This window comes from Pontibacter rufus, assembly GCF_015694705.1.
GTDB lineage: Bacteria > Bacteroidota > Bacteroidia > Cytophagales > Hymenobacteraceae > Pontibacter > Pontibacter rufus.
On sequence record NZ_JADQDR010000010.1, the window covers coordinates 127,848 to 146,236 of the forward strand.

Annotated in this window: 18 protein-coding genes; 12 read left to right on the forward strand and 6 right to left on the reverse strand. The window is 49.2% G+C overall.

Going from position 1 to position 18,389, the window contains the following annotated elements; translation table 11 throughout:
• Positions 1 to 5 precede the first annotated feature (5 nt).
• From I2I11_RS16695 to tsaD, 5 genes are all read right to left on the reverse strand, one after another.
• The gene (locus I2I11_RS16695; protein ID WP_370582997.1) at positions 6 to 779 is read right to left on the reverse strand and encodes a C40 family peptidase; all 774 of its coding nucleotides are present in this window, start codon (positions 777 to 779) and stop codon (positions 6 to 8) included.
• 171 nt (positions 780 to 950) lie between these two features.
• On the reverse strand, positions 951 to 1,418 hold the full coding sequence (gene smpB, locus I2I11_RS16700) for an SsrA-binding protein SmpB (protein WP_196268880.1): 468 nt from the start codon (positions 1,416 to 1,418) through the stop codon (positions 951 to 953).
• The gene (locus I2I11_RS16705) at positions 1,419 to 1,805 is read right to left on the reverse strand and encodes a thioesterase family protein (RefSeq protein WP_196268881.1); all 387 of its coding nucleotides are present in this window, start codon (positions 1,803 to 1,805) and stop codon (positions 1,419 to 1,421) included.
• Positions 1,806 to 1,873: 68 nt separating this feature from the next.
• Positions 1,874 to 2,341, reverse strand: coding sequence for a DUF7684 family protein (locus I2I11_RS16710; protein ID WP_196268882.1), 468 nt, complete (start codon positions 2,339 to 2,341; stop codon positions 1,874 to 1,876).
• A gap of 112 nt (positions 2,342 to 2,453) precedes the next feature.
• Positions 2,454 to 3,461 carry a tRNA (adenosine(37)-N6)-threonylcarbamoyltransferase complex transferase subunit TsaD gene (tsaD, locus tag I2I11_RS16715; protein WP_196268883.1) on the reverse strand — a complete coding sequence of 336 codons (1,008 nt, stop codon included), beginning with the start codon at positions 3,459 to 3,461 and terminating at the stop codon, positions 2,454 to 2,456.
• A 63-nt stretch (positions 3,462 to 3,524) separates the two neighbouring features.
• On the opposite strand from tsaD, the gene I2I11_RS16720 reads away from it, so the two are divergent.
• From I2I11_RS16720 to I2I11_RS16765, 10 genes are all read left to right on the forward strand, one after another.
• The gene (locus I2I11_RS16720) at positions 3,525 to 8,003 is read left to right on the forward strand and encodes a translocation/assembly module TamB domain-containing protein (protein ID WP_196268884.1); all 4,479 of its coding nucleotides are present in this window, start codon (positions 3,525 to 3,527) and stop codon (positions 8,001 to 8,003) included.
• A 139-nt stretch (positions 8,004 to 8,142) separates the two neighbouring features.
• Positions 8,143 to 9,039, forward strand: coding sequence for a cell division protein FtsX (locus I2I11_RS16725; RefSeq protein ID WP_196268885.1), 897 nt, complete (start codon positions 8,143 to 8,145; stop codon positions 9,037 to 9,039).
• Position 9,040: 1 nt separating this feature from the next.
• The gene (locus I2I11_RS16730) at positions 9,041 to 9,256 is read left to right on the forward strand and encodes a DUF3098 domain-containing protein (protein ID WP_196268886.1); all 216 of its coding nucleotides are present in this window, start codon (positions 9,041 to 9,043) and stop codon (positions 9,254 to 9,256) included.
• Positions 9,257 to 10,090 (forward strand): undecaprenyl-diphosphate phosphatase, encoded by an 834-nt coding sequence (locus tag I2I11_RS16735; protein ID WP_196268887.1) that lies wholly within the window; start codon positions 9,257 to 9,259, stop codon positions 10,088 to 10,090. It abuts the gene before it with no gap.
• A gap of 2 nt (positions 10,091 to 10,092) precedes the next feature.
• Positions 10,093 to 10,791 carry a tRNA pseudouridine(55) synthase TruB gene (truB, locus tag I2I11_RS16740; RefSeq protein ID WP_196268888.1) on the forward strand — a complete coding sequence of 233 codons (699 nt, stop codon included), beginning with the start codon at positions 10,093 to 10,095 and terminating at the stop codon, positions 10,789 to 10,791.
• Positions 10,775 to 11,704, forward strand: a complete 930-nt coding sequence (locus I2I11_RS16745) for a bifunctional riboflavin kinase/FAD synthetase (RefSeq protein WP_196268889.1) — start codon at positions 10,775 to 10,777, stop codon at positions 11,702 to 11,704. The genes truB and I2I11_RS16745 overlap by 17 nt, the downstream gene beginning before the upstream one ends.
• Before the next feature lie 282 nt (positions 11,705 to 11,986).
• On the forward strand, positions 11,987 to 12,685 hold the full coding sequence (locus tag I2I11_RS16750; protein WP_196268890.1) for a CoA transferase subunit A: 699 nt from the start codon (positions 11,987 to 11,989) through the stop codon (positions 12,683 to 12,685).
• A 36-nt stretch (positions 12,686 to 12,721) separates the two neighbouring features.
• Positions 12,722 to 13,093, forward strand: coding sequence for a four helix bundle protein (locus I2I11_RS16755; RefSeq protein ID WP_196268891.1), 372 nt, complete (start codon positions 12,722 to 12,724; stop codon positions 13,091 to 13,093).
• 57 nt (positions 13,094 to 13,150) lie between these two features.
• Entirely contained in the window at positions 13,151 to 13,810 is a 660-nt protein-coding gene (locus I2I11_RS16760; RefSeq protein WP_196268958.1) for a 3-oxoacid CoA-transferase subunit B, read from the forward strand.
• Positions 13,811 to 13,974: 164 nt separating this feature from the next.
• On the forward strand, positions 13,975 to 15,525 hold the full coding sequence (locus I2I11_RS16765; RefSeq protein WP_196268892.1) for a carbon-nitrogen hydrolase family protein: 1,551 nt from the start codon (positions 13,975 to 13,977) through the stop codon (positions 15,523 to 15,525).
• Positions 15,526 to 15,596: 71 nt separating this feature from the next.
• On the opposite strand, the gene I2I11_RS16770 is transcribed toward I2I11_RS16765, so the two are convergent.
• Positions 15,597 to 16,508, reverse strand: coding sequence for a chain length determinant protein (locus tag I2I11_RS16770; RefSeq protein ID WP_196268893.1), 912 nt, complete (start codon positions 16,506 to 16,508; stop codon positions 15,597 to 15,599).
• A 175-nt stretch (positions 16,509 to 16,683) separates the two neighbouring features.
• On the opposite strand from I2I11_RS16770, the gene I2I11_RS16775 reads away from it, so the two are divergent.
• Both I2I11_RS16775 and I2I11_RS16780 read left to right on the forward strand, forming a co-directional pair.
• Complete coding sequence (locus I2I11_RS16775) at positions 16,684 to 17,811, forward strand: DegT/DnrJ/EryC1/StrS family aminotransferase (protein WP_255531388.1); 1,128 nt, start codon at positions 16,684 to 16,686, stop codon at positions 17,809 to 17,811.
• Complete coding sequence (locus tag I2I11_RS16780) at positions 17,811 to 18,383, forward strand: acyltransferase (protein WP_196268894.1); 573 nt, start codon at positions 17,811 to 17,813, stop codon at positions 18,381 to 18,383. The genes I2I11_RS16775 and I2I11_RS16780 overlap by 1 nt, the downstream gene beginning before the upstream one ends.
• The last annotated feature ends 6 nt before the right edge of the window (positions 18,384 to 18,389 follow it).

Consider the following 18,389-nt stretch of genomic DNA (forward strand, 5'->3'; position numbering starts at 1 on the left):
AAAAGTTAAAAGATGCGTTTGATGATCCGCAACTGGTGGGTATAGCGCTTAAAATCGCTGTTGTAAATGCCATTATGGTCCAGGGTGTCGATGCGCACTTCGCCGTGGGCATGCATAATTTTCTGTTCTTCCAGCATCAGCCCCACATGCGTGATGCGGCCCTCGCTGTTCGCAAAAAAAGCTAAATCGCCGGGCTGCGTTTGGGTGACAAAGTGCACTTCCTGCCCATGTTCGACCTGCTGCCAGGCATCGCGCGGTAGCTGGTAGCCGCAGATGCCGTATACCTGCTGTACAAAACCCGAGCAGTCGATGCCGAAAACGGATTTGCCGCCCCACAGGTAGGGCGCTTTCAGAAAGCTTTTCGCCACTTCTGCCAGTTGTGTGGCATTTGCCTTGGCTGCTGGATCAGAGGCATGGCCATGATAGTGGAGGCGCTGATCATTTACGCGGATAGCTGTTCCATCGAAGAAAGGCAGATAGCTGCCTATGCCGACCGGAATACGGGTTTCGGCATTGCCCACCACCTGCACCAAATCGGTAGCGCGCGGATGTGTGACTGCCCGCCATTCTTCAAAGTATGCAACCGGAACAGGCGTGTGTTGCTTGTGATCAATCCAGCCGCGGTAGCCATCAGTGGCCAGCTGCACATACAACCAGTTGTCCTGCCTGTCCACCAGCTCATAGCACTCTCCGAAAAGCAGCTGCGTTACCAGTTCCGCTTTGTCAGATGTTTCGGCGCGCAAAGGCACCAGGCTCAACATGCAAATTCCGTAGTCCACTTTTTGAATTTTGAATTAAGAATTACGAATGGAGGGCTAATGATTATTTCTGCTATACTAAAACCGCTATACATATGCCCTCAGTTTATACTTATACTTTATACTTCCTAAAATACTCTTTCCGAATACATTCGTAATTCGGAATTCTTAATTCGGAATTGCGCATCAGCGCTAATATCCGCTCCTGTCCATTTCGCGCTGTACGTCCTTTTCTTTGATGTCCTGGCGCTTGTCGTACAGCTTCTTACCGCGTGCCAGTGCAATCTCTACTTTAGCAAATCCCCTGTCGTTGATAAACACACGCGTGGGAATGATGGTGACGCCCTGCTCCTCCGCTTTTCCCTCCAGCCGCCGCAGTTCCTTTTTGTTCAGCAGCAGTTTGCGGGTGCGCATCGGCTCGTGGTTGTAGTGCGTGCCTTCGGTGTAAGTGGCAATATGTAAATTATGCAGCCACAGCTCTCCGTTCTGGAACACACAGTAACCATCCTGCATGTTCACCTTGCCCTCGCGTATCGATTTGATTTCAGTGCCTTTCAGCATAATGCCTGCCGTATACTTATCCAGGAACTGGTACTCGAAGGAAGCCTTGCGGTTTACAATGTTTACAAACTTCTGAATCCTGTCTTTCTCTTTCGCCATTTATACTTGCTTAGAAGCCAAAACTTTGGCTAATTTTTCTTTTTTCAAAATTTTCTGGCCCGTTTCTCCGTCTGCTACCAGGCGCGTGCCCACGCTGGCCGTAAAGCTACAGACAACTTCATTGCCTTCGTGCCTGATAAGGGTTGCCACAATCTTCACCGTCTCTCCTGCAAAGGCAGGCGCTTTATGGTTGATTGTCAGAAAAGTACCTATACCTTCTTCATCTTCTCCTTTGATGTCCAGCACAAACAGACGGCCGGCCCATTCGGCAGCCTGCGCCAGCGCAAACGTAGCGCAAACGGCATGTACCAGCCCATCTTCAAACCGGGCAAAGTCTGCTTCCGTTACGTGTTTGCTGTAGGTGCGGGTGTCGCCTGGCTGTATCATTTGTCTGAATCAGGATTATCAGGATGAGAAGATTAACCCGATAAAAATCTGTGATTTATACTTCCCCTTTACTTATCATTAGGCACCCATCCCTTATTTATTTTCTTGATTAACTCTGCAATTCTTTTTTCAGATCTTTCTCTGCCTGCATCAAGACAGAACACTGTTTTGATTTCCTGCTCTTCATCTCGAGCCAAAAAGGTAGCAAACCAAACTCCATCTTCAAAATCAGTATGCCAAGTAGTCATTATATCGTAATCTGGAAGGTGAGCCTTCTCAATATCTGCTTTTCTGAGGGCTATTATTTCATCAAAAGTATCATGAAATTCTTCTGCCTGCTTCCCAAGAGTACAGACGAAACAAACGTCCCTATCTATACTTTTCCTTACTATTTCGTCTAAAATAGTTGAGGTTTTATCATCTGATATGGCCATCAAAAGCCAATTCTCTGTTGGCATTTCTACTGCCCAATTGTCTGAGGTGTTGTGCCTTTGATAATGTATAATTTTGTTATTAACTTTTCCGAGCTTCTTCATGAATTTCTATAGCAAATAACTGATCCAGTTAAATCTTAATTACACCTCCATAAAATCAGATCAACCACAGTCCAGACAAAATCCTACAATCCCTTGATCCTAAAAATCCTAGTCAAATTCTCAGCCTTGGCTCCGGACTTACGTACTGTGTGGCAAAGTCGCCTTTAAGGTATTGGTAATGAGCTGCTATGGCTATCATGGCTGCATTATCGGTACAATACTGGAAAGCCGGAATGTATACGTTCCAGCCATACTTGCTGCCATCATTCTGCAATGCCTGCCGCAGGCCCGTATTTGCCGAAACGCCCCCGGCAATGGCAATTTCTTTTATCCCTAAATCCTGCGATGCCTGCACCAGCTTCTTCAGCAATGTTTTGATGAGCGTATGCTGCACACTGGCACAGATATTGGCTATGTTGTCCTGCACAAAATCCGGGTTTTCTTTCGTTTGATTTTTCAGGAAGTATAACACGGAGGTTTTGATGCCACTGAACGAATAATCGTAGCCGGGCATGTTGCCGACCGGAAAAGAAAAAGCCTCCGGATTGCCTTGTGCAGCCATTTTGTCGAGCATGGGGCCGCCGGGATAAGGCAGCCCCAGCATTTTGGCGGTTTTATCGAAGGCCTCGCCGACGGCATCGTCGGTGGTTTGCCCGATGATTTCCATGTCGAGGTGGTCTTTAACGAGCACAATCTGGGTATGGCCGCCGCTCACGGTCAGGCACAGGAACGGGAAAGCCGGCTTCGGATCGTCGATAAAATGCGCCAGGATGTGCGCCTGCATGTGGTTTACTTCGATAAGGGGAATGCCCAGGCCCAGCGCAAAAGATTTGGCAAAAGAGCAGCCCACCAGCAGTGCGCCCAGCAGGCCCGGACCGCGCGTAAAAGCAACGGCATTTAGCTCATTTTTCGCTACATTTGCCCCAAGCATGGCCTGCGAAACGACTGGGATAATATTCTGCTGATGGGCGCGGGAGGCCAGTTCAGGCACCACGCCGCCATACTGCTCGTGCACAGCCTGGGTAGCGACTATGTTTGACAACACTTTGCCGCCACGGATCACGGCGGCAGCGGTTTCGTCGCAGGAAGATTCTATTGCTAAAATTGTAGGTTCAGTCATCTTTTGGAAAAGGAACAGTCCATAAATTACTTCAAAGTTATAGGAAAAGCACTTCTAAAAATAGTGTTGGGGCTCTTCCTGTTCCTTTTGCTGCTCTTTGCCACCGTTTTCGTGGCTATCCGGCTGCCATCGGTGCAAACCAAAGTAGCCCAAAAGGCGGCGGCATACTTATCTGAAACGCTGAACCACCAGGTAACCATCGGCAGCGTGGACATTGAGTTTTTCAGCAATGTGATACTGGAGAAGGTGCGCGTGCTGGACCGCCACGACGAGGAAATGTTTTACGTGGGCCGTGCCGAGGCTGATATCAGCGCCTTTTCCATCCTTCACCCGAACAAACTCAGTATAGCCTCGCTCGAACTGCAGCAGCCCCACGCCAACCTTGTGAAGTATGAAGGTTCCGATTCGCTCAACCTGAGTACCTTTATCAGCGCCCTGAACAAACTTATTGTTAAAGACACCACCAAAACGTCGCAGCCGTTCGATTTTTCCATTGACGAGCTTATACTTCAAAACGGCCATTTCACTTACGACGACTTCAACAAACCCCGCGCTGCTAATGGTATGGATTACTTCCACCTGCGCCTCGACAGCATTTCGGGCAGCTTTGATGCGTTCGTGCTGGAAGATACCCTCAAAGTAAATATTACGGACCTGAGCGCCATCGAAACGCGCTCCAACACGCATTTGCATAACCTGGATACGCGCATGACGTATGCGCCAACCTTCTGGGAGTTTGATTCGCTGGATTTAAAGCTGAACAAAAGCAACCTGCAGCACTACGTGCGCTTCGACTATAACCAGTTCAGTAACTTTACTTCGTTTATTGACAGCGTAACGATGACCATCAACCTGCGTGACTCTAAACTGTACGCGCAGGATATTGCCACTTTTGCCCCGCAGTTAAAAGCGTATGACGAGAACCTGCTGGTAAGTTCCGGTGAGTTTAAGGGCAAAGTAAAGGATTTCTCGGCCCGCAATGTAGACCTGAAGTATGGCCGGCATACGCATATTGTCGGGAACATCAACGCTGATGGCTTGCCCAACACGGAGGAAACTTTTGCCAGCCTGCTCCTGAAGCCCTCTACCATCAATGCCAGTGACATCAAACAGTTTTTGCCGCAGAATGTCTATGAAGTAGCGGCAAGGCTGGGCACAGTACAGCTCGAAGGCCGCTTCCTGGGCTTCTACGATGACTTTGTGGCCAACGGCAGCTTTGCTACCGCGCTCGGCAATGTGCAATCAGACATCAACCTGAAGATAGACGACAATACCCGCGCCTCGTCCTACAAAGGCTACCTGAAGACCAGCGGCTTTAACCTGGGCAAGTTGCTGAATACCGATCAAATCCGGACTGTATCGCTGGCGGGCCGCGTGGCCGGCTCGGGTTTTACGCTGCAGGATGCCAACCTGACCCTGGATGCGACTATCAACCAGGCACAGTTGCTGGACTACAACTATAAAAACATTGTGGCGAAGGGCAGCCTCCGCAACCAGACTTTTACCGGTAAAGTATCTTCCAGCGACCCTAACCTGACATTCACCGCCGATGGATCGGTAAGTATGGCCAGCGGCAAAAAGGCCTTTAACCTGGTTGCCGACCTGGAGCGGGTTGATTTACAGGCACTACACCTTTCTAAGCAGCCGCTCGTTATCAGCGCCGAGGCTGATCTTAATTTTGAAGGCCTGCAACTGGATGCCTTTGAAGGCGCCGCCCGGTTCGACAGCGCCTACGTTATGTATAACGGTAAAACGCTGCCCATCGATTCTGTGGTTATCCATTCGGAGATAGACGGCGGCAGCCGCAGCCTGCAACTCAGTTCCGACCTGCTCGCTTTAAGCGTAAACGGCAACTTCGATTATTCTATACTTATAAACGACCTGCAGCAGCTTGCGCAGGAGTATGAGCTTAATTTCGAAAGCGACGAGGCAGCTACCGCAGCTTATTACCGCCGCAAGCCCAACACCAACACAGACGAGTATGCCCTGAGCTATGACATTTACCTGAAGCACATTAACCCGGCATTGCAATTGTTTATGCCTGATTTGGTTATTTCAGATTTTTCGAAAGTAGAAGGCTCTTTCCGGCACAGCAGCACCATTATCCTGGAAGCCTATGCTACGCTGGATACCATCCTGTACAACGACTTTAAACTGTATGGCAACAAGCTGGAACTCAATACCTCCAAGCTGCAGCAAAAACCCGATGTGCTCGCTTCTGCCCTGTTTACCTCTGCCAGGCAGGTGCTGCCGGGCGCGGGTGAAACGCAGGACTTTTATGTGGAAGGCATCTGGAACGAACGTACCATCAATTTTGCCACGAGTTTAAGGCAACCGGAGCAAAGCAATCGTGCCACCATTACGGGCGACCTTAACTTCCTGGAAAACCAGGTGCAGGTCGTGTTCGACAAATCCAACATCACCCTGCGTGAGAATCCCTGGGTTTTTAATCCCGGCAACACTTTATACATAAGCGATAACGGCCGCCAGCTGGTATTCGAGAATTTCGTGCTATCCAACCAAAACCAGACCATCAGCGCACAGGGCACCATATCGGATGCGCCGGACAGCAAGCTGCTGGTGCAGGTGGAAAACTTCGATTTAAGCAACCTCAACCCGCTCATCACCATGAACATTGCCGGCAGGCTAAACGGGGAGCTGGTGGCGCAGGATGTGTATAGCCAGGCCCTGCTCGACGCCTCCATACAGGCAGATTCCTTCCGGATGGATACCATTTACATCGGCAACGTGAACGGCAGCACCAACTGGAGCAAAGCCAGCGAGCTGGCCACCGTGGATATAGGCATTGTGCGTAACGACAAAAAAGTGCTTTCGGTAACGGGCAATTACAATCCGCAGGCGCAGGAAGATCAGCTGGACCTGCTCGCTGTGATGGATAATGCAAACCTGAAACTGGTGGAGCCGATACTGAATCCGATTATGTCGGACCTGGATGGCGGCATGGAAGGCCGCATCCGGGTGCTGGGGCGCCTCGATTATCCTATCCTCAAGGGGTCTGTGATGGTCAACAACGGGCAGTTTACGTTTGATTACCTGAACACCACCTATAAGTTTTCAGACAGGGTATACTTTGGCCCCAACAGCATCAGTTTCCGAAACGCCCAGTTGCAGGATGTTTTTGGCAACAAAGCCACTGTGTCGGGCGGCATTGCACATGATGGTTTCCAGAACATGGTAATTGACCTGCAGGCGCAGTACCGCGACTTTATGGTGCTGAACACCACCAGCGAACAGAACGAGTTGTTTTACGGTACCGCTTTTGCCACAGGCACCGCCAGCGTGCTGGGCCCTGTAGAAAATCTCAGCATAAACGTAGATGCCCGCAGCAACGAGAACACCCGCATTGTGCTGCCGCTCGACAACCAGACGGAAGTAGCACGCAAAGACTTCATCAAATTTGTAAACCACAACGAAACCGACAGCACCGGCACAGCTGTGGCTGTGGAGCAGGACAAAGTTGATCTGTCGGGCATTAACCTGAACTTTAACCTGGGAGTAACGGATGACGCGTATTTTGAGATTATCATCGACCGCACGACGGGCGACGTGATCCGTGGTTCCGGCAACGGCGATATCCGCATGACCATCGATACACGCGGCGATTTTAACATGTTTGGCACCTTCGAGATCACGAACGGCGCCTATAACCTGAACCTGCTGGAAGGCCTTGTTACGCGCGAGTTCGATATCAGCCCCGGTGGCACCATCACCTGGAACGGCGATCCGCTGGCCGGCGTGATGGATATTACCGCAACTTATACCCAGATGGCCTCGCTCAGCGGCCTGCTGCCAAACGATGAAACGGGCGTGCTGCAGGGCCGCTATCCCATAACAGCCATCATTGACTTAAACGGGCAACTGCTCAGTCCGCAGATAGAATTAGGCATCAGCTTCGACCAGCTGCCGCAAAATGTGCAGATCACGCTGTCGAGCCTTATCAGCTCCATTAAAAACGACGAGAGTGAACTGAACAGGCAGGTGTTCAGCCTGCTGGTGCTGCAGCGCCTGTCGCCGCAGGGTACCTTTGCCGCAGAAGGCGCGGGAGCTGTGGCCGTGGGCGGCAGCCTGGGCAGCCTGCTCTCCAGCCAGCTTGGCAACTTCCTCAACACCATCGACAACAACCTGGAAATAGATATCGGCCTGGGGGCGCTCGACCAGAATGCCTTGTCCGCGTTGCAGGTGAGGCTTAGCTATACTTTTCTGCAGGGCAGGCTGCGTGTCACCAGCGAAGCAGGCATTGGCAACGGCACCTCCGCCGATGGCACCACCACGGGCAGCGGCTACCAGGGTGACTGGTCGGTAGAATATTACCTGACAAAAAGCGGGGAGCTGCGGCTGCGGCTGGAGTATAATACTATTCCGCAACGACTGGGCGCCAGTGGTGCTACCACCAGGCAAAGTATAAGCGTGCTGCACACCAAACGCTTCGACAGTTTCCGGGAGATTTTTACCCGCAACAAACCACGCAACGAACCCCGTGAGCAGATTATACTTGATTCGGATCCAAGGTTGGAACTGTAAATCGCGTTTCGTGTGCTGCCCTGCTTTAAGCAGGCAGCGCCGGCAGAGGAGCACAAATTCGGAACCTGGAAGTCGTAATTCGGAAAAGCTGCTCTACATTGTTAAATAATAATCTCTATTTTTGCAGGAAGCATTCGTTATGGCAAACCAACGTAAATCAATCAGGAAAAAGAAACTCGGAAATTACCCGCACGCCATGGTCGTGTTCAGTATTACGCTGGCCCTGTTTGTTATCGGGGTGTTCGGCTTGCTGCTCATACATGCCCATACACTTTCGGAGAACGTCAAGGAAAGTATAGAAATGCAGGTATACCTGGACCGCGACCTGTCGGAAGTACAGCTGGCACGCATGCAGAAAAGTTTTGCCGCTAAAGAATACGTGGCTTACAAAGCTGATACGGCGCAGGTGCGTTTTGTATCGAAAGACGAAGCTGCCAAACTGCTGCTGAATGAAACAAATGAGGACTTCCTGACGCTGCTGGGCGAAAACCCGCTGCGCGATGCTTATGTGCTGCGGATTGATGCCGACCACGCCGGCACGCCCGAGCTCAAAAGTATAAAGCTTGACCTGCAGGACACGGATGGCGTATACGAAGTGCAGTATGTGGAAAGTCTGATTCAGTCCATCAACAGTAACCTGCAGAAAATCAGCATCATACTACTGGGGTTTGCCGCTATCCTGGTATTGGTGGTCATCATCCTGATAAACAACACGATTAAACTGGCGCTCTACTCGCAACGCTTCCTGATACGGAGTATGCAGCTGGTGGGGGCTACCTCATACTTCATACAGCGTCCTTTCCTGAACCGCGCCACATGGCAGGGTATTGTGAGCGGCCTTATTGCCTCTGCCCTGCTGTTTGCCCTGATGCAATACGCCTACCACGAAATAACGGAGCTGCAACTGCTGCGCAACGACGAACAGACTTATCTGCTGATGGGGGCCCTGGTGGTAATTGGCTGTGTGATAGGTTTCCTGAGCTCTTACAGATCTGTGCGGAAATACCTGCGCATGTCATTAGACGAATTATACTAATATGGAAAATAAAAGTAAGCTTGCCTTTGGCAGAAAAAATTATGTATTAATGCTGATCGGCATTGTGGTACTGGCTGTTGGTTTCATCATCATGACACTGGATGATGAGCAGTATGGCCTCGGCTTTTTAGGTATTACGCTGGGCCCGATGGTGGTGCTGGCCGGCTTCGTGGTGGAGCTTTTTGCTATTCTTGTGAAAGACAAAAAGCAGGTATAAATGGATGTATGGCAGGCTATTATTTTAGCCATTGTAGAAGGACTGACAGAGTTTCTGCCTGTTTCCTCTACCGGACACATGATCATTGCGGCCAGCCTGATGGGCATCAACGAGCTTCCGATCACAAAGATATTTGAGGTGAACATACAATTCGGCGCTATCCTGTCGGTGGTGGTGCTGTACTGGCGGCGTTTTGTGCAGGGCTTCACCTTTTATAAAAAGCTGTTGCTGGCCTTTATACCGGCTGCTGTCATCGGCTTTGCCCTCAATGATTTTATAGATGCCATGCTGGAAAGTGTGGCCGTGGTGGCCATTATGCTCGTAATCGGTGGCGTAGTACTGCTATACGTGGATAAGTGGTTCCGCCATGCCACCGAAGACCACATCTCGTACAAAAATGCATTCCTGATTGGCCTGGCGCAATGCGTGGCCATGATCCCGGGCGTGTCGCGCTCGGCGGCTTCCATCATTGGTGGTATGGCGCAGGGCATCAACCGCAAAGCCGCGGCAGAGTTTTCTTTCTTTCTGGCTGTACCGACCATGCTGGCTGCAGCCAGCTATAAACTCGTAACCGACCTGCTGGGCCTCGAAATTTCGGATCTGGTAAAGTTTGACTGGGTAAAAATTCAGAACAGCTTTGAGGTAATCAGGCCGGATGATCTGAAGCTGCTGCTGATTGGTAATTTTGTGGCTTTTATTGTCGCGATGATTGCCATCCGCTTCTTTATCAGCGTGCTGACCAGGTATGGCTTTAAGCTGTTTGGCTATTACCGGATTGCCCTGGGTGTGGCGTTGCTGGCGCTGCTGGCGATGGGTATTGATTTAAAAGTATAATTATGGCGTATGATTTTGCCGCAGGCGAAATACTGTTGATAAACAAGCCGCTGGACTGGACCTCGTTTGACGTGGTGAAGAAAGTGCGCAACATTATCCGGGAGAAGAAGGTGGGGCATGCCGGCACTTTAGATCCGCTGGCTACCGGCCTGCTGATACTTTGCACCGGCAAGTATACCAAGCGCATCGACGAGATTCAGGGGCAGGAAAAGGAATATACCGGTACCATCATACTGGGCAAAACCACCCCTTCTTACGACCGCGAAACAACCATAACCGAAACGCGCGACATCAGCCATATCACACCTGAAGCCATAAAAGCGGCAGCAGATAGTTTTGTGGGCACGATAGAACAGATACCGCCCATCTACAGCGCCGTGATGGTGGACGGCAAACGCGCCTACGATCTGGCCCGTAAAGGCAAAGCCGCCGAGCTCAAACCACGCACCATTACGATCAAGGCTTTCGATATTACGGCCATAGAAGGCGAAGTAATAACGTTCCGGGTAGTATGCAGCAAAGGCACCTACATCCGCAGCCTGGCCCATGATTTGGGTGAACGGTTGGGCTGCGGCGCTTTCCTGGGCTCACTGGAACGGACGCGCATTGGTGCGTATACTCTGGCAGATGCCCTGACGATAGAAGATGTGCAGCAGATAAGACGACAGCAGCTAGAAGAGGCAAATGGAAGTAATCCGTGATATAGCTGATTTCCCGAAACTGAAGTATGCCGTTGTCACCAGCGGTACTTTCGATGGCGCGCACATTGGCCACCAGAAAATATTGCGCCGTGTAACAGAGCGGGCAAAGGAAACAGGCGGGCAAAGCGTGGTGATTACATTCTGGCCGCATCCCCGCCTGGTACTTTTTCCGGAGGATAACGACCTGAAACTACTCTCCACCATCGACGAGCGCATACAGGAGCTCAGCAGCTTCGGCATCGACTACCTGCTCATCATACCTTTCACCAAAGCATTTTCGCGCACCAGCTCCCGCAGCTTTATCACTGATATCCTGGTAAAAGCCATCAATACCAAGGTGCTGATTATTGGTTATGATCACCGCTTCGGCAAGAACCGCGAAGGCAGCTTCGAGAACCTGAAAGCGCGGGCGCAACAGTATGGCTTTGAGGTAGAAGAAATTCCGCGGCAGGACGTGGACGACGTAGCCGTAAGCTCCACCAAAATCAGAAAAGCCCTGGAAAGCGGCGACGTTGAAACCGCCAGCCGCTACCTGGGCCGGCATTATACCCTGACCTCCACCGTAGAGGAAGGAAATAAACTTGGCCGCACCATTGGCTATCCCACAGCCAACCTGGCCTTGCCCGCGCCGCACAAACTGGTACCTGCCAATGGCGTGTATGCCGTATGGGTGTGGGTGGGCGAAACGCGCTATGCGGGGATGATGAACATCGGCGTGCGCCCCACCATAGATGGCAAAAAACTGACACTGGAAGTGCATATTCTCAACTTCGATCAGGACATTTATGGCCAAAGCATAAGGGTTGAATTTGTAAAACAGCTGCGGCTGGAACAGAAATTTAACGGCCTGGAGGCGCTGAAAGCGCAACTGGCAAAAGACAAAGAGGCGGCGGAACAGGCATTAATGGGCTAATGATTTAATGTACTGATGGGCTAATTAATTTTGAGTGAATGAGTGTATTCATGCGGCATGAACTTCCGCTGTTCCGGTTACATTTATCGCAATTCTGTTAATGTTTTCATCCCTGCCTTGCCAGGTATTCTTAAAGCCATGTCAAATTTCGATATGGCTTTTTTATATCTATCTTACCTTTCCATCAACTTAATTGCGTAAATGATTAATGGCAAGAGATCGCTATGGTATACATTCCTTAGCAACATAGCAGCACATTAAACCATTAGCACACTATCAACTATGATAAATAAAACTGTAAAAGACGCGCAGGAAGCGCTGCAGGGCATTACGGATGGCATGACGCTGATGCTGGGCGGTTTCGGTCTCTGTGGCATCCCCGAAAATTCCATTCAGGAACTGCTCCGTTTGGGAGTAAAAAACCTCATCTGCATCTCTAACAACGCCGGAGTAGATGATTTCGGCATCGGTCTGCTATTGCAGAAGCACCTGGTAAAAAAAATGATTGCCAGCTATGTAGGCGAGAATGCCGAGTTTGAGCGCCAGCTGCTGTCTGGCGAACTGGAAGTGGAACTGACACCACAGGGTACGCTGGCCGAGCGCATCAGAGCCGGTGGCGCGGGCATCCCCGCTTTTTTCACGCCAGCTGGGTATGGCACAGAGATAGGCGAAGGCAAAGAAACCCGTGAATTTTACGGCAAAATGTACCTGCTGGAAAGCTGGCTGAAAGCGGACTTCGCTCTCGTGAAAGCCTGGAAAGGCGACACCGCCGGTAACCTGATCTACAAAGGCACGGCCCGCAACTTTAACCCGATGATGGCCGCTGCCGGCAAAATCACGGTAGCTGAAGTGGAAGAACTGGTGCCTGCCGGCGAGCTGGACCCGAACCAGATTCATACGCCGGGCATTTACGTGCAGCGCATTTACCAGGGCGAAACGTATGAAAAGCGCATTGAGCAGCGGACGGTACGGACTTCTTAATGTGCTGATTTTCTAATGTGCTAATGTGCTGTCTCTATGGCTAGGGATGAAATTAAACTGGAGAGTACTGAAAATAATCCTGTTCTAAATAAATCTTTTCAATTTGCCTTGGATATTATCCGATATGCCGAGGCTCTTGAAAATGACCGGAAGTATATTATCTCAAATCAACTGCTCAAAAGCGGAACATCTATCGGTGCAAATATAAGAGAAGCTCAACATGCAGAAAGCAAAGCCGATTTCATACATAAGCTGAAAATTGCCGCGAAAGAAGCAAGCAAAACTGAATATTGGCTATTACTCTGCAAATATAGCCCTGGCTACCCTGATATTGCAGGTAGGCTTGAAAAGTTACTGGAAATTCAAAAACTTTTATCCAAAATCATATCTAACTCTAAGAAAAGTTAATACATTAAGAAAGCAACGCAATAAGGGTTAGCACATTAGCACATTAAAAATCAGCACATTACTATGGATAAACACGGAATTGCGAAACGTATTGCCAGAGAGGTAGAAAGCGGCATGTACGTAAACCTGGGCATTGGCATCCCGACACTGGTGTCTAATTACATACCCGAAGGTGTAGAAGTTGTGCTGCAGTCAGAAAACGGGCTGCTGGGCATGGGCCCCTTCCCCACAGATGAGGAAGTAGACGCCGATCTGATCAATGCAGGCAAGCAAACGGTTACCACACTGCCCGGCTCCGCCCTGTTCAGCTCTGCCGAAAGCTTTGGCATGATCCGCGGCGAACACATAAACCTGACGATTCTGGGCGCCATGGAGGTGTCGGAGAACGGCGATATTGCCAACTGGAAGATACCGGGCAAAATGGTAAAAGGAATGGGCGGCGCCATGGATCTGGTAGCTTCTGCCAAAAACATCATTGTCGCCATGCAACATACCGCCCGCGACGGATCTTCCAAGCTTCTGCCGGAATGTACCCTGCCTATCACGGGTGTGCACTGCGTAAAGAAAATTGTAACGGACCTGGCGGTGCTGGAGGTGCTTCCGGAAGGCGGATTTAAGCTGCTGGAACGCGCGCCGGGTGTTACGGTAGAAGACATACAGGCAGCCACAGCGGGTAAACTCATCGTGGAAGGCGATATCCTGGAGATACAATTCTAACTCGTCCGGACCGCCAAGCAAAAAGCGCAGCCTGAGCACTGCGCTTTTTTGTTAATTTTGTGTACCCCAAAGTATAGAAATAAGCTTTGCTTCTTTTATACTATACCATAATCATACTTACAGCACGTATAGGCTTACAGGTATAACAGACTTATACATTACAAATGAGCGAAAAAATAGAAACGAATTTTGAACATAGATTACTGCTGCGCCAACTGGTGCTGAAAGATTACAACGAGGTAAAGGAAATTATGGACATGGTTTACCGTAGCATTGACGGTGCCTGGACCCGCAAAGAATTTTCTAACCTGCTGAAGAAGTTTCCGGAAGGGCAGATTTGCATTGAAGACAACGGAAAGGTAGTGGCCGCCGCTCTCAGCCTGATCATCAACTATGATAAGTATGGCGACAAACACACCTATGAGCAAATCATCGATAATGGCACTTTTAAGTCGCATGACCCTGATGGCGCTACCTTGTATGGCATTGATGTGTTTGTACACCCCGAGTACCGCAACCTGCGCCTGGGCCGCCGCCTATACGACGCCCGCAAAGAAATATGCGAGAACCTGAACCTGCGCGGCATTATTGCCGGCGGCCGCATACCGGGATATAAAGACTATGCCGACAAGCTGACACCAGCCAAGTATATTGAGATGGTGCGCAACAAGGAGCTCTCAGACCCGGTGCTTTCTTTCCAGCTCAGCAATGATTTCCACGTCCGCAAAATCCTGAAGAATTACCTGCCCGACGACAAGGAATCCCGCTCGTACGCTACGCTGCTGGAGTGGATCAACGTGTATTACGAGGAGAAAGAGGAACTGATAGGCGGCCGTAAAACCGTGGTGCGCATTGGTATTGTGCAGTGGCAGATGCGGGCGGTGAAGGATCTCGATGATTTTATGCAGCAGGTAGAGTTCTTTGTAGATACCGTCAGTTCCTATAAATCGGATATTGTGGTGTTTCCGGAGTTCTTTAACGCCCCGCTGATGGCGCTCACCAACGAGGAATCTCCTTCTGAAGCTATCAGAAGTATGGCAGAGTATACCGAGGAGATACGGGAGCGCATGATCCACCTGGCACTCTCTTATAACATAAACATTATAGCTGGCAGTATGCCGGAGTACTACGATAACAAGCTGTACAACGTAAGCTACCTTTGCCGCCGCGATGGCACCTATGATTCGCAGTATAAGCTGCACGTAACGCCCGACGAATCGCACTACTGGGGCATGCGTGGCGGCCACAAGCTGAAGATTTTCGACACAGACATCGGTAAAATCGGCATCCTGATTTGCTACGACGTGGAGTTTCCGGAGCTGGCGCGTATGCTTTCCGATATGGATATGAAAATCCTATTTGTGCCTTTCTGGACCGACACCAAGAATGCGTACCTGCGCGTGCGCCTCTGCTCGCAGGCCCGCGCCATCGAAAACGAGTGCTATGTGGCCATCACCGGCAGTGTAGGCAACCTGCCCAAAGTAGAGAACATGGACATCCAGTATTCGCAGTCTGCTGTGTTCTCCCCTTCCGACTTTGCCTTCCCGCACGATGCGGTTATTGCCGAAGCTACGCCTAATACGGAGATGACGCTGATTGCCGATTTGGATCTGGACTTACTCAAAGACCTGAACTCCGGCGGCAGCGTGCGCAACCTGAAAGACCGCAGGAAAGATCTGTATAATCTGAGCTGGGTAACACGTAAGGAAGAGTAACATCAGGAAGTATAAAATAAAACGGCCGCTGTTCGGAGGAACAGCGGCCGTTTTATTTTATACTTCCTGAACTAGTATGACAATTTCTCTCTTTTAACAGCTTCACGCCTGAGTGCGATGATTAATCCTATAATAAAACCTAAAAGAGCCCCAATCAGAAGGTATTTAAGCAACTTAGGCCCGGTAGGGTTTAATCTCGATACAAATCCAGTCACCACCTCCACATTATCTAACCGCTCCAGTTCTGCCTGTAATGCAATCTGCCGCTGGTACATATCTATACTCTCTCTGTAAAGATTGGCAGGATCAATGGGCTGGCCATATACAAAGCCATTTACAGGCCCTCTAGGGTTTACGACTGCTGTTTTTACGCTATCCAATGATGCAATTTCATCTTTATACTTAGAGATCAGGCTTATAATCTGTTGCTGGCGAATGCGCTTCTGCTTCGAAAAGTAACGGTTATTTTCCAGGTAGTTTGCCAAAGCTGGCTCCATCGTACTAAAGAGGGCGTTGTTGTATAACTGAAGTTCTATCCGGAAAGGGGATCCCGTCAGAATGCTGTCTTCCGCTACTCTATCCTGATCCAGATTATAGAAATTCATCCCTTTAATTTGCCCGGCGGCATCAGGGCTTATATCCAGGCTCTTTGAAACAGCTTCAAAGTTATCTTCATTTATCATAACTGAAAGCTTGTCAAGCTGGGTTTCCATAAACTCATTCCGGATGTTAGACAGAATCAAGGTCATGGATGAAGTATAGTATGGCTTGGTTACATAATATGCAGCATAACCGAGCCCTATACCAAGCAAAACAACCAGCGACACAACCTTCAGATTGTTATAAACAGCTTTAAAAGTATACTTAAGCCGGTTTCCTACCTTTTGTGGTATTCTGCCAATGCGCTCAAAAATAACTCCCAAATCTATTTCATCCTGATTTTCAAGCCTTTTGTGCTTATCCCGTTCCTCTAACTGATACATATTCATTGTTTTTGCAAATATACAAGTATAGTTCTATAAGGCATAATAGTCTTATTTCTTTCTATTTAATTTTATTACTTTTGCGGAGTGATTACATTTTTTACTGTTCCAGGATTTTCTCAAACAAAGGTTTAGATCCGTTTTGCTACCCTCAGATTACCCTATGATAATACAAATGGTTGACCTACAGCGTCAATATCAAAGATTGAAGCAGGATATTGACGCAGCAATGTCAGAAATTCTTCAGGCTACCTCCTTTATCAATGGTCCGGCCGTTGAACTCTTCGCAAAAGAGCTTGCTGATTATAACAACGCAAAGCATGTAATTCCCTGCGCAAACGGCACCGACGCTTTACAACTTGCCATGATGGCGCTCGATCTGAAGCCCGGAGATGAAGTGATTGTTCCTGCCTTCACTTATGTCGCCACTGCCGAAGTAATTGCTTTGCTGGGTCTTACGCCTGTCTTCGTCGATGTATATCCGGATACTTTTCTGATATCAGTAGAGGAGATTGAGAAAAATATTACACCCAAAACAAAGGCCATAGTTCCTGTGCATCTATTTGGCCAGTGTGCCGATATGGAAGGCATTATGGCTATAGCGCAAAAGCATGATATCTTTGTGATAGAAGACACGGCGCAGGCTATCGGCGCAGATTATACTTTCCCGGATGGAACAACCCGGAAAGCCGGCACAATAAGCCACATCGGCACGACCTCTTTCTTTCCCTCTAAAAACTTAGGCTGCTACGGGGACGGCGGCGCGTTGTTTGTAAATGACGATGCGCTAGCCATTAAATTAAAGATGATTGCCAACCATGGGCAAAGGATAAAGTATCATCACGACATCGTTGGCGTAAATTCCAGGCTTGATACCTTGCAGGCAGCTATACTAAGGGTAAAATTGCCCCAGCTGAATGACTTCAGCCTCAGAAGAAGCAAGTCCGCAGCTTTTTACGATGCTGAGCTAAAAGGCTTTGATGCTATCAGTATACCTGCACGTGCCCAAAACACCAGTCATGTCTTCCACCAGTACACCATAAAATGCAATACCTTTGAGAGAGAAGCACTCCGTTCTTTTCTCCAGGTAAAGGGCATCCCTACTATGGTGTATTATCCTGTGCCGCTGCATCTTCAGAAAGCCTATACAAACTATGGGTATACGCAGGGAGACTTTCCTGTTTCAGAACAGCTCTCGGCCCAGGTTCTGTCTATTCCCATCCATACAGAACAGACCGAAGAAGAACTGCAGTATATTACAGACAGCATCAAGGAATTTTTAGCAGCTAATAATTTAAATTAATGGAGTATTATAATCATGAAACTGCCATTATAGATGAGGGTTGTAAGATTGGAGATGGCACAAAAATCTGGCATTTTTCTCATATTATGTCGAATTGTACCATTGGCCAGAATTGCAACATCGGCCAGAATGTGGTAATATCTCCCGAGGTTATACTGGGCAACAATGTAAAGGTGCAGAACAATGTCTCGATTTATACAGGTGTTACCTGTGGAGATGATGTCTTTCTGGGCCCATCCATGGTTTTCACAAATGTCACGAATCCCCGCAGTGCTGTAAACAGGCGCGGGCAGTATGCTAAAACCCATGTGGGCAAAGGTGCCTCAATCGGCGCTAATGCTACGATAGTTTGTGGCCATGATATAGGAGAATATGCTTTTATTGGGGCGGGAGCAGTTGTGACAAAAGATGTACCTGCTTATGCATTGGTAGTAGGAAACCCTGCTAAACAAACCGGCTGGATGAGTGAATTTGGTCATAAACTAAAGTTCAGCACATCCGGAGAGGCTTTATGCCCGGAGAGTAACCAGAAATATATTTTAGTATCAGGCCGCGTTCAAAAAATAAGCTAAAAACAA